Here is a 21,154-nt window from a genome sequence, read left to right on the forward strand (position 1 = left end):
TTTATTTATTCTTTAATTGTTTTTCAAGTTCTGCGATGCGTTTTTCTAGTTCAGGTAATTTTGAGTACAAGACTTGTGAACGCAATTGACTTGAATAAGATGTGGAAGGCGTCCCTCCCCATTTTTTATTAGCATCCTTAATACTTTTATTAATACCTGACTGTGCCTGTACCTGAGAGCCATTCGCAATACTGATATGTCCAACTACCCCAACTTGACCTCCTAATACAACGTGTTCGCCTACTTTCGTACTTCCAGAAATTCCGGTTTGAGCAGCAACCACAGTATTTTTTCCAATCTCTACATTATGTGCGATCTGGATTAAGTTATCCAGTTTAACTCCCTTATGAATTACAGTCGATCCCAACGTAGCCCTATCTATCACTGTATTTGCACCTATCTCCACATTATCCTCGATGACTACATTCCCTATTTGGGGGATTTTATCGTATGTCCCATCCTCTTTTGGGGCAAATCCAAAACCATCACTGCCGATAACCGTCCCCGAATGGATGATTACATTGCTTCCGATGATACAATCATAATATACCGTTACTCCCGGGAATAATGTTGTATTATCCCCTACCGTCACATTTTCGCCAATATAGACCCGTGGATATATTTTAACATTGTTACCAATCTTCACCTGCTTATCGATATAAGAAAATCCTCCAATGTATCCTCCTTCCCCGATGGTAGCAGTATCATGCACAAAAATATTCTCATCCCGCCCATTACGCTCCAACCTCAAGCTATTATAAAGCTTAAGCACCTCGGTAAAAGCACTGTATGAGTTCTTAACCCGGATCAATGTCGCCCTGACAGGCCGATGAAGCACCAGATCTTCATTCACAATCACAATGCTTGCATCAGTATCATAAATGTAATGTTCGTACTTTGGATTCGACAGAAACGACAGACTACCGTGAGTCCCTTCTTCAATCTTTGACAATTGAAAAACAACTTGATCTGGATTTCCGTCTACCTTTCCTTCTAAAAATGTAGCAATCTGCTGTGCTGTAATTTGCATCTAATTACAAATGTATCTTTTTCTTAATTAACTTTAACTTTTTTATTTTCAACACCATACTGACCCGAAAATGAAATTTCCTTCGGGTATGATATCGCATATTTTATGACCCCCTTTGAGAGGGCTTCCAAATTCGACAAGTCGGAGGCCTCCGCAATATCCGTAAGCTCTCCTTTACTATTTACGATCTTAATAGGACTGCTCCCCGCACTATAGGCACTGTTTTGAACGACCTGATGGTAAAAGAAATAATCAATATCATTATCTTTTAATCCAAAATAGTCTTTCACTTGTTTCTTAATTTCATTCAATTCGATATCTGTAAAATCGGTATTACGTATTTCGGTACGGAAAAGATCACGTTTCATCAATTTACTACATAAAGTACGAAGAATAAAATCATCGTGGTCACACCAGGTTTTTAAGGCCGACATAATATCCGTATCATCCAATTTTGTAAACCAAGCCAGATGGGCAGGTTCTTCTTCAAAATTATCTGCTGTTATCTTGTTTCTTAAAAAATGGCTCAATGCCGGTGTAGCAAACAGATCTTCTCCTCCATTGCTCAATTCTTTTGCCCGTGCCAGTGCTTTTATAAGCATCTGTTCGGCTGCAATCACCGTCTTATGCAAATACACTTGCCAATACATCAATCTACGTGCGATAAGAAACTTCTCTACGGAATAAATACCTTTTACCTCTACAACCAATTCATCCTCTTTTACTGTCAACATTTTGATAATGCGATCAAACGAAATCACACCTTCAGACACACCGGTAAAAAAACTGTCTCTGTTAAGATAATCCATCCTATCAATATCCAGTTGCCCGGAAACCAATTGATATAAGAATTTTCGGTGGTACTGATTATTGAAGATCCTGATCGCCAAATCCAACCTGCCATCAAATTGCCTGTTTAATTTATCCATCAATAAAGCGGAAATGACCTCATGCGAAACACCTTCAATAATGGTATGTTCTAATGAATGTGAAAAAGGGCCGTGCCCAATATCATGAAGCAGTATAGCAATCAGTACCGCTGCCTCTTCTTCTTCGGAAATCGACACTTCTTTACTTCTTAACGTATCTATTGCCAACTGCATCAGGTGCATGGCACCGATAACGTGCTGAAATCGTGTATGCAATGCTCCGGGGTAAACTAAATGAGTCATACTCACTTGTTTTATATACCTTAGCCGCTGTAAAAAAGGATGCTGTATAAGATCAAAAATAAAGCCCGACGGAATTGATACAAAGCCGTAAACAGGGTCATTAATTATTTTTTTCTTATTCAAAAAAGTACAAATTTTAATAAATCTTATCCAGATTTAGACTTGCAAACTAAAATGACAGCATACAAGGCATCTAAGATAGGGCAAAGATACACAGAATGAAGTTAATTAATGTTAAAAATAACTCTTCAAGCATCTATTATGGGTATGTTAGCTCCACTGTGAAGATTTTCAAGACTTTTCTTTTTTTATCTTTACATACAGCTTATTTCCTCCACATACGATTAGAACGAAAAACACTGGAATTATGGCGAAAACACATATACTTTGGGCAGATGATGAAATTGAGTTCTTAAGACCTCATATTCTTTTACTTGAAGAAAGAGGATACAAAGTAAAAACTGTAAATAACGGGAATGATGCCGTTGAAAATTTTAAAAATGAGCCCTTTGATCTTGTATTTTTAGATGAAAATATGCCCGGGCTTACTGGCTTAGAAACCTTGAGCATCCTAAAAAGCATTAACCCCTCTATTCCAACTGTTTTGGTTACCAAAAATGAAGAAGAGCACCTGATGGAAGATGCTATTGGAGCCAAAATAGACGATTACCTCATAAAGCCCGTTAACCCTAAGCAGATATTGCTGACCATTAAAAAATTCACTGAAAATAAAAGACTGGTCAGTGAAAAAACATCAATGGCATACCAACAGGAATTCCGCAACCTGGGTATGATCATGAACAACGATTTAAATTATACCGAATGGGTTGACGCATATAAAAAATTAATTTATTGGGAATTATCTTTGGAAAAACTAGAAGACGAAAGTATGCATGAAATCCTTACCACGCAAAAATCAGAAGCTAACACACTCTTTTCCAAATATATTGAAAAGAATTATACCGATTGGATTGCAAATCCGGAGGAGGCTCCAATTCTATCCCATCAATTATTCAAAAAGAAAGTCTTCCCTTCTCTTCAAGAAGATAAACCTACTTTCTTTTTCCTGATAGACAATTTGCGCTACGATCAATGGAAAATAATCAATGATGTGATCACCGACTATTTCCGACTGGAGGAAGAAACCAGTTACTATAGTATATTGCCTACGGCAACACAATATGCACGAAATGCGATATTCAGTGGATTAACACCTCTTGAAATGGAAAAAAAATTTCCATCCCTGTGGCAAAATGATGAAGATGAAGGGGGTAAAAATTTACACGAGGACAAATTTCTCGCAGACCAAATAAAGCGGTTATACAGACGAGACATCAAACACAGCTACACAAAAGTGTTGACACTGGATCAGGGCAAAGATGTTTTTGATAACATCAATAACCTCATGCAAAATGACCTGAATGTCCTCGTATATAATTTTGTCGATATGCTGTCCCATGCCCGTACGGATGTCGCGATGATTAGGGAGTTGGCAAACGATGAAGCAGCATATCGATCCTTGACCTTATCCTGGTTCGAACATGCTCCATTATTAGATGTACTGAAATGGCTTGCGCAACGTAAAGTTCGCGTTATTGTAACGACTGATCACGGCACGATCCGTGTAAAAAAGCCAAGCAAAATAATCGGCGACCGCAACACAAACACGAATCTGAGGTACAAGCAGGGTAAGAACCTTAACTATGTAGGTAAAGACGTTTTTATGATCAAAAACCCGCATGAAGCACAGCTTCCAAAGCTGCACATGAGTTCGACCTTTGTCTTTGCAAAAGACGACTACTACTTTGTTTACCCCAATAACTACAATCAGTTTGTGAATTACTATAATGGGACATTTCAGCACGGTGGAATATCTTTGGAAGAAATGATCATTCCGTATGCTACATATACTACAAAATAGATAATTTTGTGATATGATCATACCTGTACATTCATTAACCGAATTGAGCGCAGTGGCTCAAAGAGTAATTTCCACATTTAAAAATGATAGGATTTTTCTTTTCTATGGTCAGATGGGTGCCGGAAAAACAACTTTCATCAACGAGCTATGCCTTGAACTTGGTGTTCATGACCACACTTCAAGTCCAACATTTTCCATCATCAATGAATACTATTCGGACAATGGTTCTCTTTACCACTTCGACTTCTATCGGTTGAAAAACGAGTCAGAAGCATTTGACATGGGATACGAAGAATATTTCTACTCTGGAAATTACTGTTTTGTAGAGTGGTCAGAAAAAATCCCTAATTTATTGCCCGAATCCTACGTGACAGTAGAAATAAAAGTTTCTGACAATCAACACCGTACATTATATATCGAAAAAAAATAATCTTTTATTGCATCCCCATGCAACCTTTTTTCCTTCACCCTCGTCTTCCTCATAAATAACTTAAGAATTGGAAAATATTAATCTAAATAAAGTATGGGAAGATTGTAAAGTGCAAAATCGAAAAGCACAATCTCAACTTTATCACTATTTTTCAAAAAAGATGCATTTAGTGTGCATGCGATATGCACATACCTCGTTAGAAGCAGACGATATCATGCAAAATGGTTTTGTAAAGGTATTTACAAAACATCATCTTTTTGACGGAAAAGGTTCTTTAGAAGGATGGATTAAGAGAATAATGATTAATACTGCAATTGAGACGCATCGCAAAAACAAATTGAACTATGCAGAAGCGCTAAATGAAGATCAACATATGAAATTAGTCAGTCAACTGGGAGCAGATCAAACTTCTTACAAAGATTTACTTGCTATCATTCAAATGCTTCCCGTAGGTTACAAAACGATCTTCAATCTGTACGCAATCGAAGGTTATACGCATAAAGAAATAGCTGACCTACTAGGGATCAGCGAGGGTAATTCAAAATCACAACTCTCAAGAGCGCGACAATGGCTTCAGCAAAAATTAATAAAACTAGAACTGAAATAACATGGAAGAAAAAGATATAGACAACTTGTTTCGAGATGCTTTCGAGCAGGCAGAATCTAATCCACCTTCCGATATGTGGAAAAGAATCGAAGCAGAATTGGACAAAGAAAACAACAGTATTATTTTATCTAAAAAGGACAAATTCAGCTTATTTAAATATGCGGCTGCGGCTGTTTTACTACTCGGTGTGGGTGTTGCAGTTTACGTATTAAATCAAGAAAAAGCAAGGTTAACAAACAATTCCAACCCAAAACAAACAGAAAAAAAGGAAATTGCTTCAATACCTGAAACTACAAAAAAAGAAATAAAGGTAGCGCAGGCAAGTACATCGGAAGAGCAAAATATAAAACCATTAAAAAAAGTAGTAGCTCAAGCAGTTCCAAACAAAAAAGAGTTGCCAGCTAAACAAGTCAGTGCACAAAATGCCGCAACACGGAAAACTCAAGACAATGTAGAAAATGTGTATACTCCTGAAAAGACAGAAGAAAAATCCTTTCAAATAGCGACTCACGATGTCAATGTCCCGAACAAGGATATCTCCAGTCAAACACCTGTCCGACAAGTAACAGACGTAGAACAGCTAAAACCACTGATCGATCCGGAAGAAGAAGTAAACAATATGTACGCCTCCCAACCTGTTGAAAATAACAACACGATAGTGACTAACATATTAAACGCGATCTCCGAAAATATAGAAATTAGCACAAAAAAAGATATCAGATTCCGTTCGGATGATGAAGGTTCTATTCGGATAGATTTTATAAACTCATTAGTAAAAAACCGTATTAAAAAAAGAAAATAACATGATACAATCGACTATTAAATTTGGAATTTTTGGGGCGTTCTTGTTTTTAGGTATAACAGCATCGCATGCGCAAGAAACAGACAGTATCTTCTCCCTGGATACCAGTGAGCATAAAACGAAGCTGAATATTAGTTTTGAAGTGTTTGGAGTGGACGATGAGGACAAGAAAGAGGCTATAAAGTACCCACGATTCTTCGGTGGAATGACATTTACGAGAGTCGATTGGGGGTTTTCAAGAATAATGGATGATGGCAAATTCACATTATCGGATGATAACCAATTTTTAAGCTACAAAAAAGCTTCTAACTTCGGGTTTGACATATTACAGGTCGGATTACGATTCAGTGACAATTTCAAAACCTATCTTTCAGGTGGTTTTGAATGGAATTACTTCAGGTTAGAAAAAAATATTCTACTAACGGAAAATAGCTCAAGCTTATCTTACCAAATAGTCGATGAAAACGATATCAGGTACAAAAAAAATATATTGACTTCCACCTATTTACGACTTCCGTTAGCTTTCGAATGGCGCAGTAATAAATTCCATAACGGCGAACGTGTAAAAGTAGCGTTTGGTGCGATGACTGGCATCTTACTGAAAGGAACGCAGCGATTAAAAAGCGATGTGAATGGGAAACAAAAATTCAGAGACAATTATAATTTAAGTAGTTTTCAATATGGCCCGTTTGTACGGATCGGATACGACGATTTTGGATTATTCGCAAAATACTATGTAAATGACCTATTTGAAAACAGCCCTGCACAAGCAGGTCTAAACAATTTTACATTCGGTTTTACCTTAGGATTTTAAAAGAAATACCAGATTTTAATGTAATTTTATGCCGAACAAAAAGTTCGGCATTTTTTTATGAACAACAATTCAACTTCCTGCAAATACATTCCTACAGATATTCAAAAAGAGGGCTTGCCTCTCATTCATGGAGAAAATATTTCTTGCATTTTTGAAGGCAAAGAGGATGTAATCGCTGTAAACGATGTAGATTTTTCTATTGAAGAAAACAAAATTACAGCCATCATCGGAGAGTCTGGATCGGGCAAGAGCACCTTATTGAAATTAGTATATGGTCTTCTAGAACCCAATACAGGAGAAGTACGATACAGGGGTTGGCTTGTGCCGACACGTAAAGACAAACTGATTCCCGGACACGATGCCATGAAATTGGTTTCACAGGGGTTCGACGATCTTAATCTATATGCGAAAGTATGGGACAATATCGCATCCCAGCTTTCCAATACAGATTTGGAAAATAAAAAAAATAAAACCCAGGCAATTCTGGAAAAACTTAAAATCGACCACTTGGCACAGCACCGTGTTGCAGATCTAAGCGGCGGTGAAAAGCAACGTGTCGCTATTTCCAGAGCGCTTATCAACGAACCGGAAGTTCTTTTAATGGACGAACCGTTCAATCAAGTAGACGCGGCTTTTCGTGATTCCCTTCAACATGATATCCGGCACATTGTAGAAGAAACAGGCTTAACCGTAGTTTTAGTATCGCATGATCCTGCGGAAGTATTGGGAATGGCTGACGCACTAATTGTAATGCGTCATGGAAAAATAGTTGATCAAGGTATTCCTAAAGATTTATATTATTCTCCTAACGATCCCTACACTGCTCTTTTATTAGCAAAAAGCAATATTTTAACACCATCACAATCTCCCATATTTGGTTTGGATACTTCCACAAAAGTAGCTATCCATCAAGAATGGATCGACATTACAGCAGACCAATCCGGCCAATTTTGGATAAAAGAGATACGGTTTCGTGGCTTTTATAGCGAATATCTAGTCGGAAATGCCAGCATATCGATCAGAGCTATAGCCAAGCAGTCTATTCCACTACCGAGAAATACCAAAGTAAAGGTGAGTTTTAGCAACTACATTACTTTTTAAGCTCACAACTCCTCCAACCAATTTATCATATCATCAAGCCAAGAGCGTGTATCGGTCTTATTAACCATACCGAAACCATGACCTCCGGTATCATATATAAACAGTTTACTCTCTACCCCATTTTTCTGAAGGGCTTCTAAATATCTTTCTGCATTTTCAATAGGCACCGCTTTATCATCTATTGCGTGCATCAAATAAGTAGGTGGTGTATTTTTCGTGACGTTCAGCTCGTTGGAGAAACGAGCTACATCTGATCCCAAGAAATCAGGACCAATTAAATTTGTCTTCGATCCTTTATGTGTAATATCATCGTCCATAGATATAACAGGATATAACAGCACCGAAAAATCGGGCCTTAACGTAGCGGAAGACATACCCTTATCCAAATAATCCGTCTCAAAATGGGTAGATAACGTCGACGCAAGATGTCCACCAGCCGAAAACCCTAAAACACCCACTTTTCCCTGTTCTATACCGAACGATGTGCTATGGATACGAATGTAAGAAAGTGCCTGTTGAGCGTCTTGAATTGCTCCTATTCGCTTGTCCGGCATCTGATCTGCCCTGGGTAATCTATAACGTAGGACAAATGCAGGATAACCCAAGTCCGAAAGAGCTTTCGCTACATCATGTCCTTCATGTTTCATTGCGACATGTGAATAACCGCCTCCCGGAATAATCAAAAAAGTAATTTTACGCTTTTCTTCCGTTGGCTTATAAAAATACAATTCAGGTATATTTCCGCCAAAATCCACTCCTTCTTTAGCATTTGGGAGACCATCTGTATATAATTCAAGCTTTTCTTGCCCTAAGGCAGCAGCAAATGTCATCATCAAAACTAAAAATAAAGAGGTACTTTTCATATGTAAATAATTGGTATTATCAACCCAGCTCATTGTTATTGATTCGCAACAATCATTAAATCCAAATTTTTAAAGGGTAGTTTAAATTTATCGGCCATATCCTTATTCGTTAGACTACCCTGATAAAGATATACCGCGTTACGCACACCCTGATGCGACCAGATCAGATTGCTCAACCCGCCACATTCGGCAATATGTAACAAGATTGGCGTAAAGATATTTGTCAACGCATAGGTGGCAGTACGCGCTACACGCGATGCAATATTAGGAACACAATAATGAATGACATCGTATTTTCTGAATATAGGATGATCATGGGTAGTGATTTCAGAGGTTTCAAAACAGCCTCCTTGATCGATGCTGACATCAATCAACACAGAATTTGGTTTCATCTTCGAAACAGTATCTTCAGAAATAACACAAGAAGACCGACCATTTTTTGCGCGAAGTGCACCAATCACCACATCACTAGCAACAACAGCCTTATTTAAAATAATGGGTTGCATCACAGATGTAAAAACCCGGGATCCTACATTATTTTGTAATCTTCTTAATCGATAGACAGAACTGTCAAAAACTTTTACCTGAGCTCCCAAAGCTATAGCCGTACGGGCAGCAAACTCACCCACCGTTCCTGCACCAATAATGACCATTTCAGTAGGAGGTACACCGGTCACACCTCCCAACATCAGTCCTTTCCCGCCAAATACATTTGAAAGATATTCTGCAGCAATTAAAGTAGAGGTAGTACCAACAATCTCACTCATGGCCCTCACTACTGTGAGATATCCGCCTTCATCCTGAAGATATTCATAAGACAAAGCCGTTATCTGCTTCTTCATTAAAGCGTTTAAAACCTGCTGTTGCAACAATGATGGCTGCTGACTGGAGAACAAGATTTGCTTATTTTTCATCAACGCTACCTCTTCTAACGTCGGACTGGCTATTTTAATAATAATATCCGCTTTAAAGACAGAGTCTCTATCGGATACAATCTGAGCACCTTGCTCACTATAATGATGATCCAAAAAATTGGAAGCTTCTCCTGCTTTCGATTCTAAAATCACTTTATGCCCGTTCTCTATTAAAAGAGCTACGGATAATGGTGTCAATGCGACTCGTTTCTCTTGAAAAACGATTTCTTTGGGGATACCTATTACTAAACTATTTTTTTTATTCCCAATAGGCATAAAGGCTTCTTGGGTTTGCGAAAAAGCTTGTTGGGCTATCTTTGATAGATTACTCATTACTCTACGTGCTAATTATTAAAGATATAAAATAATTAGCATTAAAAAATGACTAATTTAATTTATCTTGCATCTGTATTAGAACTAAATTGTGATTTGTCTTACTTTTGTAAAGTATCTACTTATTCTTAATAATGAAATTATTAACGCTAATCAATCATATTAAAATCGTTCCAAGGTGGATTATATTTTTATTAGATTTAATCGTTGCAGCTGTCGCTTTTACAGTAGCATATGCCTTATTTAATAACTTTAATTTTTCTAGTCTATCTGCCAGTATTTTTGCAACCCAATTTTTATATGCCATGTTGATCACAGGTATTTCGTTTGGGGTATTCCGATTACATGCAGGAATTATCAGATATACTAGCGCCGTAGATTCAATCCGCATTTTGTCTACCATTCTTTTTAAGGTTATTATTTTATTCACACTGAAGCTGATCGCCCTAGCTCTGCAACTACCTACTGTTCTGGATTCAAAATTAATAATCATTTACGCCTTATTTCTATTTGCTGCGTTAATTACTTATAGAACTTCTATCAAAATTTTCTTTCAATACACAAAAACATCTAGAAGAGTAAAGAAAAATGTACTAGTTTTTGGTGCTGGTGATTTAGGGATAGCTGTTAAGAGAACTTTTGACCATGATCTTTCTACAAATAAAATAATTGTTGGGTATCTAGACGACGACGTATCCAAAATAGGTAAATCCATTGACGGAGTAAAAATTTATGGCACCAATGAGCTCACCAAATTGCCCAAAAAACTGACTGTCGATGAATTAATTTTTGCTACACATGCAGTTAGTCCAGAGAAAAAATCAGAGATCATCGATATTTGTCTAGAAAATGACGTACACGTATTGACCCTTCCTCCTATCAAAAATATCATGAATGGAGACTTAACTCCCAATCAGATTAAGAAAGTAAAGATTGAAGATCTGCTTGAGCGATCTACCATCAGAATAGATAACGACTCTATTCTGGAAAAGATCAAGGGAAAAAGGGTATTAGTAACAGGGGCTGCAGGTTCTATTGGAAGTGAGATTGCTAAACAATTGAGCAAATATGAACCGCAATTAATTATATTATGTGATCAAGCCGAATCACCGTTACATAATCTACAATTGGATCTACAGGAGAACTTTAAGAATCAAGTTTACCATTCCTTCATCGCAGACGTAAAAAATCTAGACCGCATGCGTGTCCTTTTCGAGACATTCAAACCACAATATGTTTATCATGCGGCGGCCTATAAACACGTCCCCATGATGGAAAACCATCCTATCGAAGGAGTCCGGACAAATGTGATTGGCACCTACAACTTAGCAAATCTCTCGGTTAAATTTGATGTTCAAAAATTTGTATTCGTATCAACCGACAAAGCCGTCAACCCAACTAACATTATGGGAGCTACCAAAAGAATTGCCGAAATTTATGTACAATCTTTGAACAACACTTTACAAAAAAACGGGAAAGATAGCACGAAGTTTATTACTACACGTTTTGGAAATGTACTAGGCTCAAATGGCTCAGTAATACCTCGTTTTAGAGAACAAATTGAAAAGGGAGGCCCTCTAACTGTCACACACCCCGAAATAACCCGTTACTTCATGACCATACCCGAAGCGTGCCAACTGGTAATCGAAGCGGGCAGTATGGGAAATGGTGGAGAAATCTTTGTTTTTGACATGGGAAAATCTGTCAAAATTGTAGATTTAGCAATAAAAATGATAAAACTTTCAGGTTATATTCCTTATCAGGAAATCGATATAAAATTCACAGGACTGCGTCCCGGTGAGAAATTATATGAGGAACTTCTGAATGATCTCGAAAACACACTTCCCACCCATCACAAAAAAATAATGATCGCTAAAGTTAGAGAAAACAACTTTGATACAATCAACCAACAGCTTTCTATTTTATTTGAGGTAATTAAGACACAGAACAATCTGAGTATTGTACGTCAAATGAAAACAATCGTCCCAGAATTTAAAAGTCAGAACTCAATTTATGAGCAATTAGATCAAGAACAGGTCATTCAATAAGTAAAAATCATATTATTAGCAATTTATGCAAATTACCCTTGTAAGTATTTGAGAAAAGTGTAATTTTGCGTTCCGTATTATTATTTAAATAAAACTAATGTCAACGAACAACAATACAACAGAGAAAAAAGGTTCATTTTTTCAGGATAACCAAAAAAGCATCACTTTTATCATTGGTGGTATATTAGTCCTTATATTATTATATATTGGTTATCAGAAATTGTATCTAGCACCAAGAGCTGAAACTGCTGCAGATGCGATGTATAAAGCAGAAGAATATGCTTTAATCGATTCACTACAGAAAAAAGCTATTGACGGAGACGGTTCGTTTCTGGGTTTCAAAGAAATCGCGGACGAATATTCAAACACAAAATCTGCAAACATAGCCAACGCTTACTTAGGTGGTTTATACTTGCGTCAAGGAAACTTTCAAGAAGCAATCAAATATCTTCAAAAATATTCTGATACAGGAAGTGAGATCTTAGACCCTTTAGTGACAGGAATGGTAGGTGACGCATACTCAGAAAGCCACGATTACAAGAAAGCAGCTGACCTTTACAAAAAAGCAGCCAACAAAGCTTCTAATTCTTATACAACACCACTATTTTTGAAAAAACTGGGATTAGTACAGGAACAATTGAATGAATACAAAAGTGCCGAAGAATCGTACACACGTATTCGCAACGATTTTCCTGAAAGTCAGGAAGCAGCAACTATTGACGCTTTAATAGCTCGCGTTAAGGCCAAACAATAATTTAAAAAAAGTATTATAAATCAAGGCTGCTTTACGATAAGCAGCCTTTTTAATTAGCATAAATATGGCAAGTGGATTAAAAAATTTATCTGATTTTTCGCATATTGAAGTAAAAAGTGCTACAGGCTTTCATTTCGGAATTATTGTGGCACAATGGAATGCAGCAATTACCGGCGCACTGCTAAACGGAGCAATCGCCGGTCTAATCAAACATGGAGCTTCCGAAGATTATATTACAGTAGTTGAAGTTCCAGGTAGTTATGAACTAATCACTGGCGCAGATATTATTCTACGTGATAGTAAATTCGATGCCGTCATCTGCCTAGGCTGTGTTATCCAAGGTGAAACACGCCATTTTGATTTTATTTGTGATGCTGTGGCTAATGGAATCAGTAATGTTAGTATTAAATACAATAAACCTGTTATATTTGGCGTATTAACTACAGATAATCAACAGCAAGCTATTGATCGTGCAGGTGGAATACATGGCAATAAGGGGGAAGAAGCCGCTATTACTGCTATCCAAATGGCATACATTCACAAGACCTTCTAAGTTGGTGTCATTTTTGAACATTATTAGATTATGAAGCATTTTTCACTCATTTTATTAGGGTTACTTATTGTTGGTACAACGATACTATCTTCATGTGGCTCACAAGCCACTTGTGCTGCATATAACACTTACCCAAAAAAGAAATCAAGAACACGATAATAAATTTATATCGTGTTATACTCAATCCCCTATGGGAAATAAATTCCAGAATATGAATTATCTTAAAATCATGTTGGTATTACTCGTATTACTGGTGGGGCATTCTGTGAGCCTAATCGCTCAAGAAAATATCAGCCTACTATCGGTATGGGAAGGTATAGGAGGTAAATCAAAATGGGAATCCACAAAATTTATTCTTTTCACCTCCCAAGGTAATGAGACTACAAAGCTCTTGTCATCGGAAAGAACATTTTTGATCGACAGATCTAGTGGACGTTGTAGATTTGAAGGTAAAACTACTTCTAATCAGAGCATAGTCTTACTGTTCAACTATAAAAGCAAACAACTAGACAAATTGTACCTAAATGGGGCAGAACCGAAAGGTTCCAAAACATTTACTTCATTCCATTTTCAGCAAATAATAGAACAATTTTTCGAAGACACAAAATTATTATTTTTACCATCATCTTTTGATCAGAGCAATACAATAGTTGGGACTCCTTCTCAAAAAATAATCAATACGGAAAAGACCACTGTATTCCCCATTTCAAGTGCACTGCTGTTCGATGGATCTATATTTAACGGAAAAATAACATTAAATATTGCTGGTCAGATTATTCGATCAGAGACTAATCAGAACATATATACTATCAGTGGATATAAGGACATTGGTGGAGGACTAAATCTCCCGACTGCCTTTAAACATACCACCTCGCCCTCAAAAAATTGCACATTCACCACCGTAGCCGCTTTCACAGACATGGAGGAAGGCAAATTCACAACTTTATAAGTTACAACGAGCATGAAGTGGATTACACTCTCTACATCAGATCAATTGGATACAATCTATGCGAGCGACGAAATTGTGGTATTATTTAAGCACAGTACCCGCTGTCCGGTAAGCAGTATGGCAAAAAGAAGCTTAGAATTTGACAAGGAACTCATTCCAGCAGGTACTAAATTCTATTATCTCGATCTAATAGCCAACCGATCTCTATCCAATAAAATAGCAGAATTATGGAACGTACAGCACGAATCCCCTCAAATATTGGTTGTAAAGGAGAAGACCTGCTTATATAATGTCTCCCATCAGGACATTGAAATGCGTGAATTGATTAAATTTTTATAAAAATTTGAATTAATTTTTGAATATTATTTTTTAAATCCTATATTTGCAAACCTAAACAACAGATGGCCCGCTCGTCTACCGGTTAGGACGCCAGATTTTCATTCTGGAAATAGGGGTTCGATTCCCCTGCGGGCTACTCGAAAAGCATCAATCACACCAGATTGATGCTTTTTTTATGCCTCGGATTAGATTATAGTTATTCTTTTTGAAAAATGGTAAGCCTGTCCTTTCGAGAGATTGATTAAAACATGTTATCTTTATATCGTTTCTTAACTATTATTTTTCAAATTAATGAACTTAAAACCTATACTAACTCTATTGTGTCTTATCAGCTTTTATAGCGCTACCGCACAAAAGTCGGTGATAAGCCATGTCGTTACGCATAACCGTTCTACTATTATTTGCGATGCGACTAAAGGTGAAAACCCCTATCCTTCATGGGGTATATTTCCTAAAGCTGATTACCCTGTAAGGAAAATAACCATGCACGTTACATTGGGAAGCCCTGATAGCCTGCATACTGCACATTGGGATTACCTAGATCATATTGTACTGCGACGCAAAGGTGGGACAGATGGCCCGGAGCTTAACTATGAATTGGGCAGAATGCTTACCCCGTATGGCAGCATTTACAACAAAGGGTGGAACTGGAAGTGGCAGGTAGATGTTACCGACTTCGCTCCTTTCCTACGAGATAGTGTAGAAGTTGTTTATATACATTCCGGCTATGAAGATAAGACCGTAGGCTGGGCACTCACTATAGACTTTGAAATCCTGTCTGGTCCTCCTGTTGTTACACCACTTGGTATAACGGCCTTATGGAATAAGGCCTATAAATATGGTGATCCCAACGAAAAGATTGAAGAGAATCTACTGCCAATAAGCTATGAATCGACAAGTGGTGCGGTGTTAAGTCGGATACGCATACAGCATACCGGGCATGGTATGGACAGGCCACGTGGCTGCAGTGAGTTTTGTAGTCGCTGGCGTGAACTCATGCTGGATGGAAAAGTAGTCGACCGGCGGGATATGTGGAAAAAGTGTGGCGACAATCCGCTGTATCCACAGGGGGGAACCTGGATATACGATCGGGCATACTGGTGCCCGGGTGATTTACAACAGCCTGACGTGATCGATGTATTTACAAAGCCGGGAAGCCACAAGGTGTCATTGCAAATGGAACCCTATACCGCCACAGACAACATACAGGCTATTGAAAATATCTCAGCCTATTTGTTTCATTATTCGGCTCCTAAGCAAAAAATAGATGTAGCGGTCGAATCCATCATGGTACCTAACGATGAGCAGCGTTTTTTTCGCTTAAATCCGGCCAGTTCTGGTCCTCGTATTTCCTTCAGAAACTTAGGATCCGATCCGGTTCGTTCGCTCACCATTGTGTATGGGACTGACGGGTTCCCTTCCAAAACATTCCAATGGAAAGGATATCTTCCTTTTAATCAAGTAACCGAGGTTATATTACCAGAAGCAATTCAGGAAAAGGACGGTGAAAATGTATTTAATGTAATGCTTGTCCAACCCAACGGGAAGAAAGATTCATGGCCCGTAGATAATGAAATGAAAGCTGTCTTTACTGCACCAGAGAAATTTCCTTCAGAATTTGTAATGCAGTTTCTTACGAATAACAAGCCCGAGGATAACAGTATTTTTCTTGTAAATGCGCAACAAGACACGATTTTTCAAAAAACCGCATCGCAGTTAGCGGCTGTAACGCTTTATACTGATACCATACGCCTCGTGGAGGGCAACTATTCCCTTTATCTGATAGACACTTCCGGTAATGGACTACAATTCTGGGCACAGCCTGCAAATGGGGACGGCTATCTCCGCTTATTTGACATGAAGGGCAATCTTATCCATGCTTTTGAAAGTGATTGCGGACTTGGTGAAATGTTTAGCTTTAAGGCTGTTCCAGGCTTTGAAAGAGATACAACAACAGCTCGATATGCGTTTTCCCTGTATCCAAGATCAGTCGTTGACCAGACGCAATTGAACGTAGTATCCAATAAGCTAAGCGATATGACGGTGCAGATCACGGTCGATGGAGTACTGTGGCAAAAACATGAATACAAATCCATTAAGAATGCTGTATTCAGTTACAACCTCAACCACCTTCCTACAGGAAGAATAGTTGTGGAAGCTTTTATGGATGGTATAAGTAAATTTAAAGGAAGGATCAATAAGAGACGATAAAAAGAGCGCTTCCATCAAAAATCCCATTTTCTTAAGAAAATGGGATTTTTGATTTATTAATAGTTCATAAAAATTCAACGGAGGCTGCTGCTCAAAAATTAGATTTCTTTTCCGTTTCAATCATATCATTCATTACCCGGATAGATTCAGCTAAATAATGATCAGCCCCATATTTTTCTAATGAACGCTTATTACGTTCTTTTGCCATTTCACTTTGCTGCGCTGTTGGATCTAGGTTTACAATATCGACAACTTTATGCAGTTCCATCTCCTGATTAAAAGCAAGAAACTCTGCTTTGTCGGCTTTTCGTTTCGCAATAAATGCTGACTGCTCTAAGGAGATCAATCTATTCTCTTTCCATTTTTCCATTGCTGCAATATCTTTCTCAATCCTGACGAAGGCTGGGTTTAAAGCCACTCTTTCCTCACTATTCTTTCGCAAAAAAGCCACATTTAATTCTTTGGTCCAGGTTGTATAGTCCGTTGGAGTAATCTCGTCCCAATTGAGCACAGCCTTTTCACTTTTCTCCGCTATATCAGTATACTGGTCTTTTAAAATAATATCCGGAGTAACTCCTTTAAGTTGGGTAGAACTACCGTTAATACGATAAAACTTCTGAATAGTTAACCTCATCGCTCCTAGGTTCTGTCCATTTTGAGGAAGAAATTGCTTCAGTTCAAACAAACGTTGAACAGTACCTTTTCCAAAGGTCATGGCACTCCCTATAATAACAGCACGTTTATAATCTTGCATGGCTGCCGCTAAAATCTCCGAGGCGGATGCACTATATTCATTTACCATTACAGCCAATGGACCATCATAAGCCACGTTAGCATCCGTATCTTCTAAAATATATGAATTACCGTCGCGGGCACGAATCTGCACAATCGGACCTTGAGGAATAAACAAACCGGCAATATTCACCACATCAGTAAGCGACCCACCCCCATTAAAACGCAAATCGATTACAATTCCTTCTACCTGTGCTGCCTTTAGCTTTTCTATTTCTCTAGCTACATCATAAGCACTGCTGCCCGGACCTTTAGGATCTTTCCTGTTCAGATAAAACTCAGGCAAAACAATCATTCCAATTTTATGAGACCCATTAATAATATAGGAATGAGCAAAAATACCTTCATGCTTTAATTCCTCACGAACCAATGAAACAGTTTTAATATTTCCGCCGATTCCTTTAACGGTAAAAATCACTGTTGAACCTATTGCACCACGTGTTAACTTTCTCAATTCATTTACCGTGAAACCGGCTACATCCACCTGCTCTTTGCCCTCTTCACTTACCTTCATAATCAGATCACCTGCTTTCAAAGCACCCTGTTTCCAGGCCGGACCACCGTCTACAATGGATTCGATCTTCACATAATCATCATCTTCTTTCATTACGATGCCAAGCCCACCAAATGTTCCTGAAACACTTTCACTCCAGCTTCGTTCCGTAATAGGTGCCATATAAGTCGAGTGAGGATCCATCGTTGTCGCGATGCAGTTTACAAACATTTCAAAACGAACAGGTGTACTTAATGTAGTACTCAGTTGATTGAAATACTTGTCGAACTTCCGTTTTGTCTTTTCTTTTGCTTGCTTTAACAAATCCGATTCATCTTGATTTGCAATAGGATCAGTAGATTTTGCATTTTTTTGGATATCCTGTAGTTCATCCAGTCTTAACAGAATATTGTATTTAATTGATTTACGCCAAAAATCTTCATTTTCCTGTTCAGACATAGCATAGGTTAATTTCTTTTGATCGAGTTGAAAAAATGCTTGTTCATTCAAATTCAATAATTCATTTATCGCTTTACTATAGTTTTTCTGCGCTTGAATTATTCGTAGATCCAGAACCGAATCAATAGCAGCTAAAAATGCTAACGGCTGTTTCCCTGTAATTTCATCATCTATGGTTAACTCATATTTCTTTAGAAAATCAATATCTGACTGAAGGAATATTTTCTTTTCAGCATCTAATTTATCGAGATAATTAATGAACAGCTTTTTTGAAAAATCATCATTAATTTGTTGAGGCTCGTAATGCATCGATTTTAGCATATTGCCTACCGTCGAAATAATAATCTTAGCATTCGGCTGTTCTATAGGCGTATAGAAAGCCATTAAACTTCCAGCAAGGCCGGCAATTAAAGAGAGGGAAATAAATTTGAGTTTCATGATACACTAACCTTTTTTACGCTTAAATTTTTCCAGTCTGGCCTGGCATGCCTGAATTGAAAATTCAGGATCGGGTTTAACTTTCAATATAGTAAGAATTTTTTCTTCTACTTCTATGGCCTTATCTATATCGCCTATTTCAAATAATAGACTTGCATACGTATCCATAAATGTAGGAATTTGCGTTTGCATAGACATTTCAGCAATTTTGGCTGTCTTTTTCAAAACATAAGGGTCCGAAGATTTTTTAAGCATTTTCCAGCAAAAGAAATGTACACCATAAATTTCCTTATCCCTATCCTTTTCAGGGTATTTTGAAAAAATAATCTCCATGATATCAACGTAGGCTTTCGTATTTTTATCCAGATCTGCAATCGTCGCATCACATTCTAGTTCAAGTTTAGCCTTTCCTGCAAAATTCACGATACCTATTCGATCTTTCAACTCTTTCAAATCATCTGTTGGAAAAACGCTATTCGCTGCTTTTTGAAGAGAATTGCGATAAACATTTACAAAATATTCAGATACGGCATCTGCAGAAAACTTCGCTTCATACGCTTTTTGATTTTCGAGTACAGCCTTGAAAACAGGAGATTGTTCATTTTTTATATACCGATCAATAAAATACCAGTTTTCATTTGTTTGCCATTTAGCTTGAGGTGTAGCTTGAAAATACGCTTCCATAATTGCCCCTGTATTCTCTCGCTGTCCTTCCATTCTAGCCATAAATTTTTTCATGAACGCAAATTCCCGGTTTCCCTTTTTGTATTCAGCAGTCAGGTATTCAAGAGATTCGCCACCTACAGACTTCTTCCCAAAATCAAGAAAAGCACGGACATCCAATGCACCTACTTTTTTACTGATGAGTTTACCTTCTGCATCAATAAACAGCAATGTCGGAAAGGCATTAACGGAATACTGTTTGCGTAATTCTATACCTTCCCCTTTTTCCATATCAAATTTAGCATTGATAAAATTGGCATTGAAGTAATCGGCCACCTCATTATTGGTGAATACATCACGGGCCAGCGTTTTACAAGGACCACACCAACTTGTATAGCAGTCCATAAAAATCGCCTTTTTTTCCTTAGCTGCCTTAGCCTTAATTTCGGCCCAGCTACCATCTTCAAAATTGATGGATCTATCCTGTGCATTGACAACTATGCTTACAAGCATAAAAAATATGCTAAAATGAATTGGTTTCATCTGTTTATTTTTTTTATTCAAGGTTTCTTATCAATTACCCCTTTATATTTTAGTTGTTAAAAGCTTTTCAATAGCTTCATCAAGCTCCGGTAATTTGAACGGATTATACCCCGCCAACCCAAATCTAATTACACCCGACTGATCAATCACATAGGAGGTAGGATATGTCTTTACCTCATATACTTTGGCTACATCTGATCGCTTGCTTGGCACCAAAGTATAATGGAAAGATTTACTCATAATGGCCTTTAATTTAGTCGCAGGGTAATTATTCACTTCAAAGGCCAAAAACACAACATCTTTAGCTTCGTATTTCTCTACCAATTTATTCAGCTCGGGCATTTCTCTTTTACAGGGGGCACAACCAATGAACCAGAAGTTCAATACCACTACTTTCCCCTTTAATTGACTAAGGTCATAGGGCATTCCATCCACATCCACCACTGAAAATAAAGGTGCCGGCTTTCCTATTTGTGCTGCAATTTCTCTTTCACGTTCCAGATTTTCAGGCGTATTCAATAGTTCTTTGAATTCGTTAACAGACCGCTCATATTCTTCCTGTGTAGCCGGACGAACAACCCTGGCCTTAATTACAAAGTCTTCATCAACATAAGTGTCTGAAATCCATTTAAATTCACCCATTTCAATCTGCATCCTAAATACATCTCTATTTATCCGCTGATAGTCTTGTGACAGGAGCCTGATATCGGATTCAAAAATGTTTCTCGCCTCCTTAACAGAATCTGCGTGTTTTAATTCTTTTGAAGAGCTTAATTTCCGAAGCCCCTGCAGATATTTTATTCTTCGTGCTTCGGTTTGCTCAGCGTTGCTTTTTACAGTATCTGCGGTTTGTGCCTGTAACACATCTACTGTACACAAAACAATTAAGACAGACAAGATCCAGTTTTTATGATGTAACATGGGG

19 protein-coding genes and 1 tRNA gene are annotated in these 21,154 nt (G+C 37.7%); 13 read left to right on the forward strand and 7 right to left on the reverse strand.

Features of this window, described 5'->3' with window-relative positions; all coding sequences use genetic code 11:
• Nucleotide 1 precedes the first annotated feature (1 nt).
• Entirely contained in the window at nt 2-1,030 is a 1,029-nt protein-coding gene (gene lpxD / locus E4F24_RS06440) for a UDP-3-O-(3-hydroxymyristoyl)glucosamine N-acyltransferase (protein ID WP_140937859.1), read from the reverse strand.
• A 23-nt stretch (nt 1,031-1,053) separates the two neighbouring features.
• Nucleotides 1,054-2,325 (reverse strand): HD domain-containing protein, encoded by a 1,272-nt coding sequence (locus E4F24_RS06445; protein ID WP_181182392.1) that lies wholly within the window; start codon nt 2,323-2,325, stop codon nt 1,054-1,056.
• 244 nt (nt 2,326-2,569) lie between these two features.
• Here E4F24_RS06445 and porX point away from each other — a divergent pair, with 244 nt between their 5' ends.
• The 6 genes from porX (at nt 2,570) to E4F24_RS06475 (ending at nt 7,877) form a co-directional block, all read left to right on the forward strand.
• Nucleotides 2,570-4,123, forward strand: a complete 1,554-nt coding sequence (porX, locus tag E4F24_RS06450; protein WP_140937863.1) for a T9SS response regulator signal transducer PorX — start codon at nt 2,570-2,572, stop codon at nt 4,121-4,123.
• A gap of 13 nt (nt 4,124-4,136) precedes the next feature.
• Entirely contained in the window at nt 4,137-4,553 is a 417-nt protein-coding gene (gene tsaE, locus E4F24_RS06455) for a tRNA (adenosine(37)-N6)-threonylcarbamoyltransferase complex ATPase subunit type 1 TsaE (RefSeq protein ID WP_140937865.1), read from the forward strand.
• A 67-nt stretch (nt 4,554-4,620) separates the two neighbouring features.
• Nucleotides 4,621-5,160 (forward strand): RNA polymerase sigma factor, encoded by a 540-nt coding sequence (locus E4F24_RS06460; RefSeq protein WP_140937867.1) that lies wholly within the window; start codon nt 4,621-4,623, stop codon nt 5,158-5,160.
• 1 nt (nt 5,161) lies between these two features.
• Nucleotides 5,162-5,962 (forward strand): hypothetical protein, encoded by an 801-nt coding sequence (locus E4F24_RS06465; protein WP_140937869.1) that lies wholly within the window; start codon nt 5,162-5,164, stop codon nt 5,960-5,962.
• 1 nt (nt 5,963) lies between these two features.
• Nucleotides 5,964-6,776, forward strand: a complete 813-nt coding sequence (locus E4F24_RS06470; RefSeq protein WP_140937870.1) for an outer membrane beta-barrel protein — start codon at nt 5,964-5,966, stop codon at nt 6,774-6,776.
• A gap of 57 nt (nt 6,777-6,833) precedes the next feature.
• The gene (locus tag E4F24_RS06475) at nt 6,834-7,877 is read left to right on the forward strand and encodes an ABC transporter ATP-binding protein (RefSeq protein WP_140937871.1); all 1,044 of its coding nucleotides are present in this window, start codon (nt 6,834-6,836) and stop codon (nt 7,875-7,877) included.
• Nucleotides 7,878-7,879: 2 nt separating this feature from the next.
• On the opposite strand, the gene E4F24_RS06480 is transcribed toward E4F24_RS06475, so the two are convergent.
• Complete coding sequence (locus tag E4F24_RS06480; protein WP_140937872.1) at nt 7,880-8,740, reverse strand: alpha/beta hydrolase; 861 nt, start codon at nt 8,738-8,740, stop codon at nt 7,880-7,882.
• Nucleotides 8,741-8,775: 35 nt separating this feature from the next.
• Nucleotides 8,776-9,987, reverse strand: coding sequence for an alanine dehydrogenase (locus tag E4F24_RS06485; RefSeq protein WP_140937873.1), 1,212 nt, complete (start codon nt 9,985-9,987; stop codon nt 8,776-8,778).
• A 134-nt stretch (nt 9,988-10,121) separates the two neighbouring features.
• Between E4F24_RS06485 and E4F24_RS06490 the strand changes: the two genes are divergently transcribed.
• The 7 genes from E4F24_RS06490 (at nt 10,122) to E4F24_RS06520 (ending at nt 16,841) form a co-directional block, all read left to right on the forward strand.
• Nucleotides 10,122-12,035: a polysaccharide biosynthesis protein gene (locus E4F24_RS06490; RefSeq protein ID WP_140937874.1), complete on the forward strand. Its 1,914-nt coding sequence runs from the start codon at nt 10,122-10,124 to the stop codon at nt 12,033-12,035.
• 97 nt (nt 12,036-12,132) lie between these two features.
• Complete coding sequence (locus tag E4F24_RS06495) at nt 12,133-12,789, forward strand: tetratricopeptide repeat protein (RefSeq protein WP_140937875.1); 657 nt, start codon at nt 12,133-12,135, stop codon at nt 12,787-12,789.
• Nucleotides 12,790-12,853: 64 nt separating this feature from the next.
• Complete coding sequence (gene ribH, locus E4F24_RS06500) at nt 12,854-13,342, forward strand: 6,7-dimethyl-8-ribityllumazine synthase (protein WP_140937876.1); 489 nt, start codon at nt 12,854-12,856, stop codon at nt 13,340-13,342.
• Nucleotides 13,343-13,532: 190 nt separating this feature from the next.
• Nucleotides 13,533-14,291: a hypothetical protein gene (locus E4F24_RS06505; protein ID WP_216629140.1), complete on the forward strand. Its 759-nt coding sequence runs from the start codon at nt 13,533-13,535 to the stop codon at nt 14,289-14,291.
• A 12-nt stretch (nt 14,292-14,303) separates the two neighbouring features.
• Nucleotides 14,304-14,630: a bacillithiol system redox-active protein YtxJ gene (gene ytxJ, locus E4F24_RS06510; RefSeq protein WP_140937878.1), complete on the forward strand. Its 327-nt coding sequence runs from the start codon at nt 14,304-14,306 to the stop codon at nt 14,628-14,630.
• Between the two features lie 64 nt (nt 14,631-14,694).
• Nucleotides 14,695-14,766: transfer RNA gene (locus tag E4F24_RS06515), tRNA-Glu, on the forward strand.
• A gap of 155 nt (nt 14,767-14,921) precedes the next feature.
• Nucleotides 14,922-16,841, forward strand: coding sequence for a peptide-N-glycosidase F-related protein (locus E4F24_RS06520; RefSeq protein ID WP_140937879.1), 1,920 nt, complete (start codon nt 14,922-14,924; stop codon nt 16,839-16,841).
• A gap of 91 nt (nt 16,842-16,932) precedes the next feature.
• Here the strand turns inward: E4F24_RS06520 and E4F24_RS06525 are convergent, their stop codons facing one another.
• Genes E4F24_RS06525 through E4F24_RS06535 form a run of 3 tightly spaced genes read right to left on the reverse strand, consistent with a single transcriptional unit; the run spans nt 16,933 to nt 21,150 of the window.
• A complete protein-coding gene (locus tag E4F24_RS06525) occupies nt 16,933-19,023 on the reverse strand; it encodes a carboxy terminal-processing peptidase (RefSeq protein WP_140937880.1) in 2,091 nt (696 codons plus the stop codon).
• Between the two features lie 6 nt (nt 19,024-19,029).
• The gene (locus E4F24_RS06530) at nt 19,030-20,229 is read right to left on the reverse strand and encodes a thioredoxin family protein (protein WP_140937881.1); all 1,200 of its coding nucleotides are present in this window, start codon (nt 20,227-20,229) and stop codon (nt 19,030-19,032) included.
• A 42-nt stretch (nt 20,230-20,271) separates the two neighbouring features.
• Entirely contained in the window at nt 20,272-21,150 is an 879-nt protein-coding gene (locus E4F24_RS06535) for a TlpA family protein disulfide reductase (RefSeq protein ID WP_140937882.1), read from the reverse strand.
• Nucleotides 21,151-21,154: the final 4 nt, after the last annotated feature.

Origin of the sequence: Sphingobacterium lumbrici, from assembly GCF_006476045.1 — a bacterium.
GTDB classification, from domain to species: domain Bacteria; phylum Bacteroidota; class Bacteroidia; order Sphingobacteriales; family Sphingobacteriaceae; genus Sphingobacterium; species Sphingobacterium lumbrici.

Bases quoted from the DNA above. Each gene is read 5' to 3' on its own strand.
- lpxD (WP_140937859.1), bottom strand. From the start codon at position 1,030: ATGCAAATTACAGCACAGCAGATTGCTACATTTTTAGAAGGAAAGGTA.
- porX (WP_140937863.1), top strand. From the start codon at position 2,570: ATGGCGAAAACACATATACTTTGGGCAGATGATGAAATTGAGTTCTTA.
- tsaE (WP_140937865.1), top strand. From the start codon at position 4,137: ATGATCATACCTGTACATTCATTAACCGAATTGAGCGCAGTGGCTCAA.
- E4F24_RS06465 (WP_140937869.1), top strand. From the start codon at position 5,162: ATGGAAGAAAAAGATATAGACAACTTGTTTCGAGATGCTTTCGAGCAG.
- E4F24_RS06470 (WP_140937870.1), top strand. From the start codon at position 5,964: ATGATACAATCGACTATTAAATTTGGAATTTTTGGGGCGTTCTTGTTT.
- E4F24_RS06475 (WP_140937871.1), top strand. From the start codon at position 6,834: ATGAACAACAATTCAACTTCCTGCAAATACATTCCTACAGATATTCAA.
- E4F24_RS06480 (WP_140937872.1), bottom strand. From the start codon at position 8,740: ATGAAAAGTACCTCTTTATTTTTAGTTTTGATGATGACATTTGCTGCT.
- E4F24_RS06485 (WP_140937873.1), bottom strand. From the start codon at position 9,987: ATGAGTAATCTATCAAAGATAGCCCAACAAGCTTTTTCGCAAACCCAA.
- E4F24_RS06490 (WP_140937874.1), top strand. From the start codon at position 10,122: ATGAAATTATTAACGCTAATCAATCATATTAAAATCGTTCCAAGGTGG.
- E4F24_RS06495 (WP_140937875.1), top strand. From the start codon at position 12,133: ATGTCAACGAACAACAATACAACAGAGAAAAAAGGTTCATTTTTTCAG.
- ribH (WP_140937876.1), top strand. From the start codon at position 12,854: ATGGCAAGTGGATTAAAAAATTTATCTGATTTTTCGCATATTGAAGTA.
- E4F24_RS06505 (WP_216629140.1), top strand. From the start codon at position 13,533: ATGGGAAATAAATTCCAGAATATGAATTATCTTAAAATCATGTTGGTA.
- ytxJ (WP_140937878.1), top strand. From the start codon at position 14,304: ATGAAGTGGATTACACTCTCTACATCAGATCAATTGGATACAATCTAT.
- E4F24_RS06520 (WP_140937879.1), top strand. From the start codon at position 14,922: ATGAACTTAAAACCTATACTAACTCTATTGTGTCTTATCAGCTTTTAT.
- E4F24_RS06525 (WP_140937880.1), bottom strand. From the start codon at position 19,023: ATGAAACTCAAATTTATTTCCCTCTCTTTAATTGCCGGCCTTGCTGGA.
- E4F24_RS06530 (WP_140937881.1), bottom strand. From the start codon at position 20,229: ATGAAACCAATTCATTTTAGCATATTTTTTATGCTTGTAAGCATAGTT.
- E4F24_RS06535 (WP_140937882.1), bottom strand. From the start codon at position 21,150: ATGTTACATCATAAAAACTGGATCTTGTCTGTCTTAATTGTTTTGTGT.